Source organism: Nocardia sp. NPDC049707 (genome assembly GCF_040674855.1).
Lineage (GTDB): Bacteria > Actinomycetota > Actinomycetes > Mycobacteriales > Mycobacteriaceae > Nocardia.
Window position 1 is genome coordinate 206930 of record NZ_JBFANN010000002.1, and the last position, 18376, is coordinate 225305.

Annotated in this window: 1 protein-coding gene; it reads left to right on the forward strand. The window is 66.0% G+C overall.

Translation table 11 applies throughout. The features are described 5' to 3' along the window. Positions 1-233: 233 nt before the first annotated feature. Positions 234-16715, forward strand: a complete 16482-nt coding sequence (locus AB0J29_RS03450; protein ID WP_364778480.1) for an amino acid adenylation domain-containing protein — start codon at positions 234-236, stop codon at positions 16713-16715. The last annotated feature ends 1661 nt before the right edge of the window (positions 16716-18376 follow it).

Below are 18376 nucleotides of genomic sequence, written 5' to 3' on the forward strand. Positions count from 1 at the left end.
TCATTATTCCGGCAGCTGTGCTTTGATAGGGCGAAAATGCTCAGAAATCGATTCCTTCTCGCTTAGTTCGACACTGGTCCACCCAACGGTGTGCCGGGATCCAGCCGGGTTCGTGGGTTTCGGCAACACCTGTGGGCTCGACGCGAGAGGACTGTAGTACTCGAATGGATAGGGTTCGTCGTACCGTTCGGGGTCGAAATCGCCGCAGATCGAGTAGCCCGCTCTTCATACAGTTGCTGGCCGCAGCGGTCGAATCCGCAGCCGACTCGATCGCGATCAGCTACAACCCGACCGGCGAACCGAATGATCAGCGCGAACTCACCTACACGGAGCTGGACGAGTCGTCATCGCGACTGGCACGGGAACTGATCGAACAGGGCGTGGGCCCTGGCGACATCGTCGCCGTCGGCTTCACCCGCTCGATCGAATCGGTGCTGGCCGTATGGGCCATTGCCAAGACCGGTGCGGCCTACGTGCCGGTCGATCCCACCCTTCCGCCGGAGCGCATCGCATATATCGTCACCGACTCCCGGGCGGTGCTGGGACTCACCGACTCGACGCATCGCTCGCGGCTCGGCACCGAGATCCACTGGCTCGACATCGATGATCCGCGGCATCGGGAGCGGATCGCGGCACGACCCGCACATCCGATCTCCTACGTCGATCGGGTGGGCACACCGACCGAACAGCATGCGGCCTACGTCATCTACACCTCCGGCTCCACCGGTCGCCCGAAGGGCGTCGTGGTGACCCACGCGGGTCTTGCGATGCTGGTCAACGCGCAGCGGGAGCGCTACGCGGTCGATGGCGATTCGCGAGTACTGCACGTTTGTTCGCCCAACTTCGACGTATCGGTGCTCGAGCTGCTGCTCGCCTTCAGTTCCGGCGCGACGCTTGTGGTATCCCCGCCAACGGTGTTCGGCGGCAACGAACTCGCCGACCTGTTACGTCGTGAGCGTGTCACGCACATGCTGATCACGCCCGCGGCGCTGGAGTCGGTCGATCCGGTCGGACTCGACGCGTTGCGGGTCGTGGTCGTCGCGGGTGACGCGTTCGGTCCCGGGCTGGTCGAGCGGTGGGCTGTCGCCGGGCGGTCTTTCTACAACGCGTACGGGCCGACCGAGGTCACCATTCTCGCCACGGGTAGCGCCGAGTTGGTGCCTCGGCAGCCGATCACCATCGGTACCGCCCTGCCGGGTGTCGGCGCGGTGGTGTTGGATTCGCGGTTGCGGCCGGTACCAGCCGACGTGATCGGCGAACTCTACCTTTCCGGTCCCGCGCTGGCGCAGGGCTACCTGGGGCGGGCGGCGCTCACAGCGGAGCGATTCGTGGCGAATCCGTTCGGTGCGGAAGCCGGTACCCCGGGCACGCGGATGTATCGCACCGGCGATCTGGTGCGGCGCCGCGTGGCCGATGGCGCAATCGAGTATGTGGGCCGCTCGGATTTCCAGGTCAAGATCCGCGGCTTCCGTATCGAGCTCGGTGAGATCGACGCCGCACTGACCGATCACCCCGATATCGAATACGCCGCGACTCTCGGCAAGGTCGCACCATCGGGCGCGACCTTACTTGTCTCCTATGTGCTGCCGCGGACCGGCATTTCCATCGATACCGGAGAACTCCTGGGCTTCGTGGGAACCTCATTGCCCGGCCACATGGTGCCCACGGCGATTGTTGTACTCGACGCGATCCCCTTGTCCGCCAACGGAAAGCTCGATCGGCAGGCGTTACCCGAGCCGGTGTTCGATGCGGCGGTGTCGCGTGCCCCGGTAGGCGCCGTGGAGTCTCGACTCGCCGAGTTGTATGCCCAAGTACTCGGTGTGCAGGTCGGGGCGGAGGACTCGTTCTTCGCCGCCGGTGGCGACAGCATCCTGTCGATCCAGCTGGTGTCGCGAGCCCGTGCGGCCGGGATTGTGTTCACCCCCCAGGATGTGTTCGAGCAGCGCACGGTGGCCGGGTTGGCGCGGGTCGCGGTGGTCGATGCCGAGCCGGTGCCGAGGCTCGCGGAATTGCCCGGCGGGGGCGTCGGGGAGATTCCGCTGACACCGGTGCTGGCCGCGCACCTCGTCGGCGGGAGGTCGTTCGGCCGGTTCACCCAGCAGATGGTGCTGGCCCTACCCGAGCACATCGATCGGGCGGGTTTGGTGGCCACACTCACCGCGGTACTGGACCACCACGACATGCTGCGCGCCCGGGTGTGGGCTGCCGACGGGCGATGGCAGCTGGAAACTCTTGCGCCGGGTGCGGTGAACGCGGACGCGCTGCTCACGCGTATCGACGTGCCCGCGGGTCTGGACATCGATGAACTGCGCGGAACCGCCAGTGCGGCAATGGATTCCGCCCTCGACACGCTCGACCCCGCGGCAGCCCGGATGATCGCCTGCACCTGGTTGTCACGACCGGACGGCCCGGACGCGTTGATCATCGCCGCCAACCACTACGTGATCGATGGCGTATCGTGGCGCATTCTGATCTCGGACTTGGTGACCGCGTGGGCGCAACGCGATGCTGGGCACCGGATCGCCCTGCCCGGCGTCGGCACGTCGTTCCGGCGATGGGCGCACGGTCTGGCCGAGGCGGCGACCACCGCGGACCATGCCAGCGAGCTGCCGTACTGGCGGCAGGTTCTGACCGTCGCTGATCCGCTATTGGGCGCGCGGGCACTCGACCCGGTCGTCGACACCACGGCAACGGTGCGGCATTTCACCGTCGCAGTGCCTGCCGAGGTCACCCATGCGGTATTGACCGAGTTGCCGACGCTCTATCGGAGCGGGGTCAACGACGGTCTGCTCGCGGCGTTGGCACTGGCGGTGCGCTCGTGGCGGGCGAAAAGAGGGGTCGATGTCGCGGCAACGCGAATCCGGCTCGAGGGGCACGGTCGTGAAGAAAACACCGTCGCCGGTGCCGACCTGAACCGCACTGTCGGCTGGTTCACCAGCATGTATCCGGTGGTGCTCGACCTGTCCGGCATCGACGTCGATGCGGTGTGGCACAAGGCCGATGCGACCGCGTCGATGCTCAAGACGGTGAAGGAGCAACTGCTCGCGGTGCCGGATAAGGGCATCGGTTTCGGCATCCTGCGTTATCTCGACACCGATTCCGCGGGCGAACTCGGCGGTGCGCTCGGCCAGATCGGCTTCAACTATCTCGGTCGGGTTTCCGCGGGCGACGTGCCGGAGGGGCTCACGGATCGGAGTTGGCTGCCGACCACCGACTGGGGCGCCCCGCAGGCCGACCAAGATCGCGCGATGCCCGCGGCCGCCGTGGTGGATATCAACGCGATCGTGACCGATACCGACGCGGGCGCCCAACTGAATGCGTCGTTCGCGTACGCGTCCGAGATCCTCGACGATGCCTGTGTGCGGGAGCTGGCCGAGTACTGGGTGGCCGCACTGACCATGCTCGCCGGACATGTACACGATCCGGCGGCCGGCGGCCTGACTCCGGCGGATGTCCCGCTTGTGCGGATCACCCAGGGTGAACTCGATATCTGGCAGCGCGAGCATCCGGGTCTGGTCGATGTCCTGCCGCTGGCGCCCTTGCAGCTCGGATTGCTTTTCCTGGCACAGCTTTCGGACGATTCGGCAGATCCGTATCTGTTGCAGTCGGCGGTGGAATTGTCCGGCGCGATAGATCTGGATCGCCTGCGGCGGGCGGCGCAGGCGGTGCTGGGTCGGCATATGATCCTGCGGGCCGCGTTCCGAACTTCGGCCGAGGGCACCCCGGTTCAGATCATTGCCGAGGGGCTGGCGGTCCCGTGGCGGATCGTCGACACATCGGACAACGATCCGGCGTCGCTGCTGGCCGCCGAAGCGCGCCTCGGATTCGATCCGACGGTGGCGCCACTGCTGCGATTCACGGTGTACCGCACGGACTCCGGACGCGTACATCTGGTGTTGACCGCACATCACATCCTGTTGGACGGCTGGTCGATGCCGTTGCTGATGAAGGAACTGCTGATTTCCTATGCGGCCGACGGCGATTCGGCGGCGCTACCGCGAGTCAGGCCGTATCGGGACTATCTCGCCTGGTTGGCGCGGTACGACCGGGACGCAACCAGACAGATGTGGCGTGAAGCGCTGGCCGGTCCGACGCCGACTCGGCTGGCCGCGACCCTGCCGCCGCCCGGGACGGCCGCGGACGGCCATGGGGTTTGCGGTGCCGATCTGTCACCCGATGAGACAGCGGAGCTGCTGACATTCGCCGCCGCAACCGAGGTCACCGTCAATACGGTGGTTCAGGCAGCGTGGGGTCTGGTGCTCGCGGCCTGTGCCGAAGCCGATGATGTCGTATTCGGCGCGGTGGTTTCCGGGCGACCGCCGCAGGTCGACGGGGTCGACGAAATGGTCGGCCTGTTCGCGAACACCGTCCCGGTTCGAGTTCGGTTCGACTCCGATGCGCCGGTGCGGCATCTGCTGATTCGGCTTCAGTCCGAACAGGTTTCGCTGCTCGATTGTCATCACCTCGGGTTGGCCGATATTCAGCGCGCCGTTGGTGCGGGTGAGTTGTTCGATTCTCTTGTGGCCTTCGAGTCGTACCCCGTCGACACCGATGGTTTGCGACAGGCCCACGGGACGATCGACGGGTTGGAAGTCGTCGATCTCCAAGGTCGCAACTTCACCCACTATCCGGTGGCTGTCCAGGTCGAGTTGGGCACCCAACTGCATGTGCAGGTGCTGCACCGGCGCGACATGATCAGCACGGCGACCGCGCAGGCGCTCGCCGACCGGTTGCGGGTGCTGATCGGTGCATTCGTTGCGACGCCGGAGCGCACGCCGGCGGAAATCAATCGAATCCTCGATGAACGCGGCGATCTGATTTCGCAGATGCGCTACTGGCGCACCGCGCTCCAGGGGCTGCCGGATGAGCTGAACCTGCCAACGGATCATCCACGGCCTGCGGTGTCCTCTCTTGCGGAAGCCTGCGTAGAGTTCGAGATCGGTGCGGATCTGCAGCACCGGCTACACCAGGTCGCGCGGACCCGCGACACGACGGTGTTCACCGTTGTCCACGCGACTTTCGCGGTACTGCTCGCGCGACTGTCAGGTACCGATGACATCGCGATCGGCACTCCCGCCGAAACAGGTGGATCGGTCAACACGGTGGTACTGCGCACCAGGGTGTCGGGCGAAATCTCTTTCGACGACCTGCTTGTGCAGGCGAAAGATGTTGCCCTACAGGCATTCACACGAGCCGACCTGCCCTTCGACGGATTGGTGGCATTGCTGGATCCGGCCCGGTCGCTGGTACACGTGATGTTGTCCGCCGGCGCTCAGGCCCCCGTCGCGCGCAGAGCGTTCGATCTGTCCCTGCACATTCGGGAGAGCCGAGACAGCGCGGGCATCGCCGCGAACCTCTCTTTCACGCCCGATCTGTTCGACCGGCGCACCGTGGAGGTCTTCGCCGAGCGATTCCTCCGGCTGTTGGCGGCCGCGATGGACCGCCCCGAGGCCCCGATCGGTGACCTACCGCTGCTCGGCGACGCCGAACTGGCCTTGTTGACCCAAGTCCACGACGATGACATGCGGGCAACCCGGTTGCTGCCAGATCTGCTGACCCGTGGCGTCGCCCTGGGGCGGGATCGGGTCGCGGTGCGCTATCAGGGTCGGTCGATCAGCTATGGCGAACTCGACGAACAGTCCTCGCGGTTGGCGAGGGTCTTGATCGATCGACGTCTCGGTCCCGAACGGCCGGTCGCGGTGGCACTGCCGCGTTCCTACGACATGGTGCTTGCGGCAATCGCGATCGCCAAGGCCGGTGCTGCGTACCTGCCGGTCGACCCCACGTATCCCGCGGATCGAGTGCGGCACATGGTGACGGACTCCGGTGCGGCCCTGGGCATTACCGGGTCCGACTATGTCGACCGGCTACCCGATGGGGTGGATTGGCTGACGCTCGATGCACCGACGACCGCGCTGTTGTGCGCCGGCAAATCCGCCGACACGGTAACCGACGCCGACCGGATTGCGCCGTTACGGACGCGACATCCGGCCTACGTGATCTACACCTCGGGCTCGACGGGCCTGCCCAAGGGGGTCGCCGTAACCCACGGCGGGTTGCGCGATTTGGTCGATCATTCGGTTGGCCAGTACCGCCTGGAGCCGCACCACCGGTACCTGCATATCTGTTCGCCGAGTTTCGACCCGTCGGTGATGGAATGGATGTGCGCGTTCTCGGTCGGAGCGACGTTGGTGATCGTGCCGTCGACTGTCATGGGCGGAGCGGAACTCGGCGAGTTGCTACGGACCGAGGAGGTGACGCACACGATCATCACTCCGGCCGTGCTCGGCACGGTGGATCCGGCCGGTGTGGACCGGTTGGAAGCGCTGTTCGTGGGTGGGGACGTCCTGACCCCGGAGCTATTGGCCACGTGGCAGCCGGGCCGCCGGTTGTTCAACGCGTACGGTCCGACCGAGGCGACGGTCATGTCGTCGAATGTGGAACTGGTTGCGGGGCAGCACATCACGATCGGTAAGCCGATTCCGGGTAGTTCGGCGTTCGTGCTGGATTCGCGGTTGCATCCGGTACCGCCCGGTGTTACGGGTGAGCTGTATCTGGCCGGCGCCGCATTGGCGCGCGGGTACTGGAACCGTGCCGGGTTGTCGGCGCAGCGGTTTGTCGCCAATCCCTGGGGTGGGCCGGGTTCGCGAATGTACCGCACCGGCGACCTCGTGCGCTGGTACGCGGCGCCGGAGGATCGGGCGGGCGATATCGCCCTTTCCTCGGCGGATTGGCAGCTCGACTATGTCGGTCGCGCTGACTTCCAGGTGAAGGTCCGTGGTTTCCGTATCGAGCTCGGCGAGATCGATACGGTGCTCCGGCGACATGGTGATATCGATTTCGTGGTCACGCTGGGCCGTGAAATGCCCGGTGGTGCAACGGCATTGGCATCGTATGTACGCGCGGCGCCGGGGCGGGTCGTGGATCCGGTCGGGCTGCGGGAGTATGCGACCGGGATCCTGCCGTCGCATATGGTGCCCGCGGCGATTGTGGTGCTGGACCGGATTCCGTTGACTTCGAATGGAAAGCTGGACCGTAACGCGTTGCCGGAGCCGGTGTTCCCGACGACGGTGTCACGTGCCCCGGTCGGCGCGATGGAGTCGCGGATTGCCGAACTCTTCGCGCAGGTGCTGGGTGTGGAGCGGGTCGGGGTGGACGATTCGTTCTTCGCGGTCGGTGGTGACAGCATCATGTCGATCCAGTTGGTGTCGCGGGCCAAGGCGGCGGGGATCATCTTCACCACGCGAGATGTGTTCGAACAGAAGACAGTCGCGAGGTTGGCTCGTGTCGCCGTCGTCGGTGACGAGTCGACAGCGGCGGGTTTGGCGGAGTTGCCCGGCGGTGGTGTCGGCACCGCACCGCTGACCCCCGTACTTGCTTGGTTCCTCGCCAACGGTTCGTTCAATCGGTTCGCCCAGAGCATGGTGCTCGGGTTGCCGGAGGGCATCGATCGCGCGGATGTGGTGGCCACCCTCGGCGCGGTGCTCGATCATCACGATGTGCTGCGCTCGCGGGTGTGGCAGGTGGACGGGTCGTGGCGGTTCGAGGTGTTGGGGCGTGCCGCCGTCGAGGTCGACGCGCTGGTGGCCGAGATCGAAGTGCCCACTGGTGTCGACCAGTCCGAGCTGAAGCGGATTGCCGACGCGGCAATGGATTCCGCGCTGGCCAGGTTGGATCCCGCTGCGGGCCGGATGATCACGTTCACCTGGCTGCGCAGACCCGATGCGCTCGACGCTATCGCCGTCGCGGTCCATCACTACGTCATCGATGGTGTGTCCTGGCGGATTCTGATCCCGGATCTGGTGCTGGCATGGGCACAGCGCACCGCCGGGCAGCCGGTGGCACTGCCCACGGTCGGCACCTCCTTCCGGCGTTGGGCGCACGGTTTGGTCGAGGCGGCCGCCAACGCGGACCGTGCCGCGGAGATCGGGTATTGGCAGCGGGTATTGGCCACGCCGGATCCGCTGCTCGGCGCGCGTGCCCTCGACCCGTTCGCCGATACCTTCGAGACCAGGGGCGGGTTCGACATCCGGATTCCGGTCGAGGTCGCCGACGCGGTGCTCACGACGGTTCCCGCGCTGTACCAGGGCAGTGCCAACGACAGTCTGCTCGCGGCGCTCGCGATGGCGGTGCGTGCCTGGCGGGCGCGGCGCGGTACCGATGCTCCGGTCACGCGGCTCCGGCTCGAGGGGCACGGTCGCGAGGAAGACGCCGTGCCCGGCGCCGACCTGACCCGCACCGTAGGTTGGTTCACCAGCATCAGCCCAGTGGCCATCGACCTGTCGGGGATCGACACCGAGGCCGCCCTCGCCGGTGGCGAGGCGACCGCCGCGGTACTGAAATCAGTGAAGGAGCAACTGCTTTCCGTGCCGGATCGCGGCATCGGTTTCGGACTGCTTCGGCATCTGAATCCGGATACCGCCGACGCGCTGGCCGGTGATCTCGGGCAGATCAGCTTCAACTACCTCGGCCGCGTCTCCGCGGGGGCGGTGCCCGACGGTCTGTCGAATGCGGGCTGGTTGCCGACCGCGGAACTGGGAGCCGTTGCCGCGGAGCCGAATCCGGACCTTCCGCTGTCCGCGGTGATCGATATCAACACGATTGTCAGCGATACCGCGGATGGGCCGCGGATGGTGGCGTCGTTCGCTTTCGCCGCGTCGATTCTCGACGAGGCGGCGGTGCGGGATTTGGCCGAGGACTGGCTGACCGCGCTCACCACGATCGCCGACCACTCGAAGGATCCGGCCGCTGGCGGTCTGACTCCATCGGATGTGCCGCTGGTGCGGGTCTCGCAGGTCGAGCTGGACCAGTGGCGGCGGAACTATCCCGGGATGTCGGATGTGCTGCCGCTGTCACCGCTGCAGGGCTCACTGCGGGTGCTCATCGAGCTCCTGGATGGTTCGGTCGACGCCTACATCATCCAGCTGGCGGCGCGGCTGACGGGCGAGGTGGATATGGACCGGTTGCGCCGAGCCGCGCAGATGATTCTGGACCGGCACGCGAACCTGCGGTCGGCCTTCGTACCCACGGTCGACGGGACGTCGGTGCAGCTGGTGGTGGACGGCGTCGAGGTGCCGTGGCAGGTTGTCGACGGTGTGTCCGATGCCGAGCTGCCGGAACTACTGCTTGCCGAGCGGCGACGCGGATTCGATCCGGCAGTGGCACCGCTGCTGCGATTCACGGTGTACACCAACGACTCCGGGCACCCGGGGACGGCAGACCGCAGCGGTAAGCACAGCCACCTCGTGTTGACCGGACACCACATCCTGCTCGACGGCTGGTCGATGCCGCTGTTGATGAAGGAACTCCTGGTCCTGTACGCGACCGGCGGCGACACCGCACTGCTCGCACCGGTCCGGCCCTATCGCGACTATCTGCGGTGGCTCGCGCAACAAGACCGGGAGGCCGCGATACGCGCGTGGTCGGACATGTTGTCCGGCGCCACCGCGACCATGCTCGCCCCTGAACTGGCATGGCCCGCCGCCGTCGGCGACGGGTTCGGCGTTTGTGAATTCGAACTGTCGACCGCACAGACCTCGGCGCTCACCGCGTACGCGGCCACGGCCGAGGTCACCGCCAATACGGTGCTACAGGCGGCGTGGGGTCTGGTCGTCGCCGGTAGCACCGGACGCGATGACATCGTATTCGGCGCGACCGTGTCCGGCAGACCACCGCAACTCGACGGTATCGGCGACATGATCGGCCTGTTCGTGGATGCCATCCCGGTGCGGATCCGGTTCGATCGCGACACGACGATGCGGACACTGCTAGCGGGATTGCAGGCCGAGCAAGCGTCGCTGTTGGACCACCACCATCTCGGGCTCGCCGCGATCCAGCGCGTCGCCGGGATGTCCGAATCCACATCGGCTGCCATCCCGCTGCATTCACCCACCCCGCCGACTACGCAAGCTCCGTCGGCTGCCATCCCCCACGGCGAACTGTTCGACACGATGCTGGTTTTCGAGTCCTACCCCGTCGACGCCGAAGGGCTGCAGCAGGCCAGCGGCGCCATCGACGGGTTGCGGATCGAGCAGATGCGCGGGGCCGACTTCACGCACTATCCGATCACCGTTGTGGTCTTCCTGGATACCCGGACGCTGGTGCAGGTGAAGTACCGGCGCGATATCGTCGCCGACGCGACGGCGCAGGCGGTGGCCGATCGGCTGCGCCGCGTGCTCGGCGATCTGCTGACGACACCGGACCGTACCGCGGCCGATACCGCGCTGCTGCTCGACGCCGAATCGGACGACCCGATCTCGAGGTCTCGGTACTGGCGCACCACATTGGCGGGCCTGCCCGATCGACTGGAGCTGCCAACGGACCGGCGGCGCAGCGCGGTGCGATCGGATGTCCGTGGGCGGGTGGAGTTCTCGGTGCCGAACGAGGTGCACCTGGGTCTACGACGGCTCGCGTGCACAACGGGCGTGACATGGACCGCGGTGGTGCGCACGGCATTGGCGGTAGTGCTCGCGCGACTGTCGGGCTCCGACGATATCGCGATCGGGACACCGATGCCGGGTAGCCGCCGCGCCGAAGTGGTGCTGCGTACCCGTGTGGATCGGAGCGCGCGCTTCGTCGACCTGCTGCCGGACGCACACCAGCGTGAACTGCAAGGGTTCGCGCACACCGGTATTCCGTTCGACGAGTTGGTCGCTCTTGTGGGAGCGCGGCGGTCGCCGGGGCGGCATCCCCTGTTCCAGGTGGCTCTGTCGTTCCAGAGTCCGCCGGACGCGGTCGGGGATCTGGCACTGGCCATCTCGTCCGAGGACGGTCACTCGGCCCGGATGAGCGGCGAGATGTCTTTCCTGCGTGATCTTTTCGATGACGGTACGGCGGAGATGCTTGCCCGGCGGTTCGTACGGGTGCTCACGACGGTCGTGGACGAGCCGGCGGCGCGGGTGAGCGACCTGCCACTGTTGGTCGACGACGAGTACACGTGGCTGACCGGAATGGGCGGCGGCGCCCCGGTTTCCGTCGGGATGCTGCCGGATCTGCTGGCGCGGGGAGTCGGTTTCGGGCGTGATCGAGTCGCGGTGCGCGACGCCGGGCGGGCGTACACCTACGGTGAACTCGACGAGCTGTCGTCGCGTCTGGCGCGCGTACTGATCGATCGAGGTGTCGCGTCGGAGACAGTGGTGGCACTGGCTATGCGCCGTTCGTACGAGATGATCGCCGCGGTATGGGCGGTCGCCAAGGCGGGTGGCGCGTATCTGCCGGTCGATCCGACCTATCCGGTGGACCGGGTGCGGCATATGGTGATCGATTCCGGTGCGGTGGTGGGCATTACGGTCGCTCAGCAGGCCGGTCTACCCGACACGGTGGATTGGCTTGTGCTCGACGATCCCGCGGTGCTCGCTCGCTGCGCCGCGCACTCGGCGGCCGCGGTGACCGATGCGGATCGGCGTGCGCCGCTGCGCATGTCGCATCCCGCCTATGTGATCTACACGTCGGGGTCGACCGGATTGCCCAAGGGCGTCGCCGTCACCCACGCCGGGCTCGGTGGACTCATCGGGCACACCGTCGACATGCTCGGACTCGGTCCGCACCATCGGATGCTGCATGTCTGCTCGCCGAGTTTCGACCAATCGGTCGAGGAGTGGACCAGTGCCTTCTACAGCGGCGCGACCCTGGTGATCGCCGCACCGGATATCGTCGGCGGCACCGAACTGCATGACCTGCTGCGGGTCGAGCGGGTGACGCATACGATCATCACCCCGGCGCTGCTCGGCACCGTCGATCCCTGTGGTCTGCCCGACCTGGCGGTGGTGTCCGCGGGTGGCGAGGCCACCACTGCCGAACTGCTGGCCACATGGCAGCCGGGACGTCGCTTCATCAACGGATACGGTCCGACCGAGGCGACGATCGGCGCCACCTATGCGACTCTGCTTGCGGGACAACGGATAACGATCGGCCGTCCGGTACCCGGCGGATGGGCAGCGGTGCTCGACGAGCGGTTGCAGCCAGTGCCCGCGGGTGTCACCGGTGAGCTGTATCTGGCAGGCCCGGCACTCGCCCGCGGCTATCACCGGCGTACCGGCTCGACGGCGGAACGGTTCGTTGCCAATCCGTGGGGCGCGCCAGGCGACCGGATGTACCGGACCGGCGATCTGGTCCGATGGGTACCGGATGCCACAGCTGCCGACTGGGAGTTGGAGTACCTGGGCCGCACGGACTTCCAGGTGAAGATCCGTGGCTTCCGTATCGAGCTCGGCGAGATCGACGCGGTGCTGACCACGCACCCCGACGTGGACTACGCGGTGACCCTCGGGCGTGAAAACCTCAGCGGGGCTACGATTCTGGTGTCGTATGTGATGGGCAGGGCGCTGGATTCGGAGCAACTGGCGCGGTGGGCAGCGCGGAGCCTGCCATCGCATATGGTTCCCGCGTCGGTCGTGGTGCTCGACGCGATTCCGTTGACGGCGGTCGGCAAGCTCGACCGAAATGCACTCCCCCAACCACAGTTCGGGGCGCGCACCTATCGGGAACCGTCGACAGTTGCGGAACAAGTCGTAGCCGGTGTCTTCGCCGAGGTGCTCGGCATCGAACGCATCGGCGCCGACGACAATTTCTTCGAGCTGGGCGGCAATTCGCTGCTCGCCACTCGGGTGACAGCCCGCCTCGGCGTGGCGGTGGATGCCCGCATTCCGGTGCGGGTACTGTTCGCCGCGCCCACCGTCGCGGGTTGTGCGCGGGAGGTGGCCGAACTCACCGGCACCGGGAGTCGTCGCGCCCTGATAGCGGGTCCACGGCCGGAACATATTCCGCTGTCGCCCGCACAGCAGCGGATGTGGTTCCTCAACAGGTTCGATACCGAATCGACCGCATACAACATCCCGGTCGCGATCCGCTTGACCGGCGATCTGGATATCGCAGCGCTCGGGCAGGCGTTCACCGATGTCGTTGTGCGCCATGAGATCCTGCGAACCATCTACCCACAGCCGGGGATGGGTGACTCGAGCGCCGCGGATCCGGTGCAGGTCATCCTGCCGCCCGGACACTCCGATGTGCCGCGGCTGGAGGTCCGGACCATCGGTGCCGCCGAGGTGGAATCGGCTGTGCTGGAACTGGTGTCGACGACGTTCGATGTGACTGCCGAGGTGCCCGTCCGCGCCGTGCTGTTCCGGGTCGAGGACGGCGAATTCGTGCTGGCCATGGTCGTCCATCACATCTCGGGTGATGGCTACTCCGGCGGCCCGCTTACTCGTGACCTGACGTCGGCGTACGCGGCTCGGGCGCTCGGGCAGGCCCCGGAGTGGTCGCCGTTGGCCGTGCAGTACGCGGATTACACGGTGTGGCAACGTGCGTTGCTCGGCAGTGCGGACCAGCCGGGGTCGATGGCGGCAGCACAGATCGCCTTCTGGCGGCGGGCCCTTGCCGACCTGCCGGATGAGCTGGAGTTGCCGAGAGATCGGCCGCGCCCGCCGGTGCAGTCGTTCGCGGGCGGCCAAGTGGAGCTGCGCATCGATGCGCGGGCGCATGCGGCGCTGACGGAGCTGGCACGGGCTGAGGGCGCGACGCTGTTCATGGTTGTGCATACCGCGCTGGCGATGTTGCTTGCCCGATTGTCGGGTACCGACGATATTGCGATCGGCACACCCATAGCGGGTCGAGGTGAGGCGGTGCTCGACGATCTGATCGGTATGTTCGTCAACACCCTGGTGTTCCGTACCCGGGTGGATGCGAACGCTGGTTTTACAGAATTACTTGCGCGGCAACGCGATATCGACGTCCAAGCGTTCGCCCATGCCGACGTGCCGTTCGAGCAGTTGGTCGAAGTGCTGAATCCGGTGCGCTCGACGGCGCGGCATCCGCTGTTCCAGGTGGGGCTGTCGTTCCAGAACCTGGCGCCGGCCGCGATGGAGTTGCCGGGCTTGACCGTCACCGAGTTGGCAACCGATCGAGGGCTGTCGCAGTTCGATCTGCATGTGATCATGGCCGACAGCTACGACGTGGACGGTGTGCCGACGGGTATCGGCGGCTTCTTCACCTACGCCGCGGATCTGTTCGACGAGTCGACGGTGCGGAGTTTCGTGGACCGGTTCGTGCGGATGCTCGATGCCGTCATCGTGGATCCACGGGTGCCGGTCGGTGCGATCGATCTGCTCGCGAGCGACGAACGTGCACGCATCCTCACCACGTGGAACGACACCGGACACCAGCTGAATACCGCCACCACTTTGGTGTCGCTGCTGGACGAGACCGTCGCTGCCGCACCGGAGTCGACAGCGCTGGTCGCCGCCGATGGTACTCGGATCACCTACGGTGAACTGGATGTACGCGTGAACAGACTTGCGCGGTACTTGATTTCGTTGGGGATTGGCCCGGAGTCGCGGGTGGCGTTGGCTATTCGGCGTTCGGTGGATCTGGTCGTCGCGATGTATGCCGTGAGCAAGGCCGGCGGTGCGTACGTGCCGGTCGATCCGGATCAACCCGCGCGGCGGACCGACTCCATGCTGGAGACCGCGGCGCCGGTTTGTGTGCTGACGAATGCCGATGCGGGTTTCGGAACCTGCGCCGCGCCGCTGGTGCCGATGGACAGGCTGGACCTGTCCGCCGTGAACGCGGCCCCGATCACCGACGACGAGCGGATCGCGCCGTTGCGCGCCGAGCACGCGGCCTATGTGATCTTCACATCGGGTTCGACAGGTCGCCCCAAGGGGGTCGCGGTCTCACACGACGCGATTGTCAATCAGTTGCTTTGGAAGACAGCGCAATTCGGATTGACCGTCGATGATGCCGTGCTGTTGAAGACGGCAGCGACGTTCGATTTGTCGGTGTGGGAATTCTGGACGGCGGTGGTCTGCGGCGGCCGCCTGGTGATCGCCGCGCCGGATGGCCATCGCGACCCGGAGTACCTGAACGGACTGATGACCCGTGCGGGCGTGACCACGCTGCACGCGGTGCCATCGATGCTGGACGCATTGTTGACGGTTCGGCTACCGAACTCGTTGCGCCGGGTGCTGGCCATCGGCGAGACCCTGCCCGCCGCGCTGGCGCGCCGGTTCGCGGCGGCGGCGCCCGAGACGACGCTGTACAACCTGTACGGCCCGACCGAGGCGGCGGTGTCGATCACCAGCCATCAGGTGGGCCGGCGTGACGAATTGGCCGTACCGATCGGCAGACCGGCGTGGAACAGTCAGTTGTACGTATTGGATTCGCGGTTGCGGCCGGTCCCTGCCGGTGTCGCGGGCGAATTGTACTTGGCCGGAGTGCAGTTGGCGCGGGGCTACTTCGGTCGCGCCGACCTGACGGCGGATCGCTTCGTCGCCAATCCGTTCCAGCCGGGTGCCCGGATGTATCGCACCGGCGATCTGGTGGCCTGGAATGCCGATGGCGAGATCGACTATCGGGGCCGCACCGACTTCCAGGTGAAGATCCGTGGCTTCCGAATCGAACTCGGCGAGATCGACGCGATTCTGGCCGCCCATGCGGACGTGGCTTTCGCCGTAACGGTCGGCAGGGAGAATTCCACTGGGGCAACGATTCTTGTGTCGTACGTGGTGGCCGCCCCGGACCGGGTGATCGATCCGGATCGGCTGATCCACTGGGCCGCACGCACTTTACCTTCGCATATGCTGCCCGCAGCGGTCGTGGTCCTCGACAATGTTCCCTTGACCCAGGTCGGCAAACTCGACCGTGCGGCGCTGCCCGAACCGGAGCTGCGAACCTGCGCCTATCGCGCACCGACAACGGCGCTCGAGACCATGGTCTGCGAGATCTTCGCGGAAGTACTGTGTCTCGATCGCATCGGATTGGCTGACAACTTCTTCGAGCTCGGCGGAAATTCGCTCATCGCGACCAAGCTGACGGCTCGGTTGAGTGCGGCGCTGGCCGAAACGATTCCGGTGATGTGGGTGTTCAGCGCGCCCACCCCGGCGGGCATCATCGCGGAGTTGCGTGCGCGCGGCGCAGAGGGCGCCGGTGCCGACGCGGCATTCGATGTGCTGCTGCCGCTGCGAACCTCTGGCAATGCCGAGCCGCTGTTCTGCATCCATCCGATCGGGGGCATCGCGTGGTCGTTCGCCGGGTTGGCCGCCCACCTCGATGCGGATCGGCCGATCTACGGACTGCAGTCACCGGTGCTGAGTTCGGCGGCCCCACTGCCGGATTCGATCGAGGATTGGGCGCGGCTCTACGTCAAACATGTTCGTGCGGTGCAACCGGAGGGTCCCTACCACCTGCTCGGCTGGTCACTCGGCGGTGTGCTCGCGCATGCCATGGCCGTCCAACTCCACAGCGAGGGCGCACAGGTGGCGCTGCTGGGAATGATGGATAGTCGACTACTCGACACCGACGCCGAACCCTGCCTCGGTGGGATCGAAGTAGCGGTACCGGAGCTGCTCGGTGGACTGCTCGGCGACCAGGCCGCAGCATTCGGCCTGGACGAAACCGTGGAATTGACCCAGCTGGCCCAGCGTTTGAGCATGCTGCCCGAGCCGTTCGCATCCTTCGGGGCCGCGCGGATCGAACGGGTCGTGGCCGCGGCGATCGACTCGACCGCTCTCGACTCGGCATATCGTGCGCGGTCGTTCGACGGGGACCTCGTCTACTTCACCGCGACCCACGACGATCCGACCTGTTCCATCGGCGCGGCGACCTGGACTGCCGCGGTGACAGGTTCGGTGCACAATCACCCGGTGGCGACCACCCACTGGCGGATGACCACCGATGCGGCGCTCCGGCAGATCGCGGAGGTCCTGCACGACTGGTTGTGACGCGACGAACCAGACGACAGCTCACCACACGGTTTCGGTCCCGATTGCCCGCGCCGGACCATCCGGCAGTACTGGCCCGCTGTTGTTCACGATTCCTCTTCGCAACCGGCGCGGCCCGCGACGCTGGTATCCAGGCATTACGAACAGTGATCAAGCCCCCTACGGCCGATCACTGTTCGCGCCTTTCATTGATCCGCCAGCGACACCGACCTGCGAGGCCACAGCTGCGCCGGAGATGTCGTGGCGACATACGTTGGCGGCCAAGCATTCTCACCGTTGACAGGTTGTAGTTGTTCACCGCACTCGTGTTGACCGCCCGTGACTGGTATCGGCCCTCTTCAAGCCGGAGTCCCGCATAGTACTGGCCAGTGCGGGCTGCGAGCCCTGGTGTCGGCGGGTATGATAGGGCGGTTTGATCGCGCTGAAACTTACTGCGGTTGAATGCCTTTGACTTTGCCGGTCGGGTGGTCCGTCCGTTGGAGCTCGGCGATCATGCCGATCACTGGCCGGACGAGTAGGGAGTGCACAGCATGTCGAGATCGCACTGGGGCGTGCAGATCCCTCGCAGTGTTTCGTCGGCTGGATCCTCCGGGTCCATTTGATTTCTAGTGTCCACATGACCGGTTGTCGATCCACAGTCACCACCGCCTTCGGCGCGAGACAAGCCGTGCTGAGGGTCGGATCGGTCTCGAACTCCTCCAGAGACTGCCTGTCACGCTCATCGCGGAGGTCGCGCTGCGACTCCGCCCAATACTCGCCTTTTCTCGGAAGCCGCGCGTGGCCGAGCGCACTGTTTAGCGGCGGGTGGCCACGTGGCGTGCGAAAATGTCTCCGCCACAACGAGACCGGCTCCGCATGGACTACCAATTGCGAGCCCGACTGGACTGGTGTAGCACTCGGGTCGAGACGCTTTTGCGCGCCCCGGCGCATACGCTCCCCTGGTCACCGGTGCCGATCCCTGTGATACACCTATGCCACGGGGCCGAGCCGTCCGCGCCAAGCTTCCCAGTGTGCGTTGGTGCTTTACAGCTACCAGCGCCTGAGATGTAGTTGAGCGTTGAATGATTCGGGCCGGGACGCCTCCTGCGCCAGGAGAGGTGGGTGATGACGAGACGGCACCGACCATTCCTGCCCGCGGTCGGCGGGCCACGTCCTTGGCTGCGGCGTCCCTGCCCGGCTAAATATCTTCTCCTGCACCAGATTCTGCGCTATCGGTGACCATACCCATTGGAGTCCAACATTTCGGGTTGGTGAGGTCCACTCTCTGCATGACTCAGATGCGGGTAATTTGGCGATCGTTGCCGCATCTTTTGATAAACGCCGAAATGCGTTCTCCCAGTTGAGAACTCACGAACAACGGCTACACTCGGAGACGTGCAAATTGAGCTTTTCGCTTGGGTGGCGGCCGTTACCCGTGCCTGCGATTCCCCCAGGGCCAGATCGGCGCGCGCCAACTTTGCGGCGCGGTGTCCGAAACTTGTTGGCCAGGTAGCGGAACGAAACCTCACGTGAAGTTGCATGGTGCATTGAGCTTTTGACAGGTCATCGTCCGGCTCCCTTGTCCCGGTCCCGACGGTATCCGCGTGAGTGTGGGTAACGGCTGGCTCCGGTGCGTCGAAGTTCGGCAGCGATGGTCCCGGTATGCCCAACGGTGGACGAGT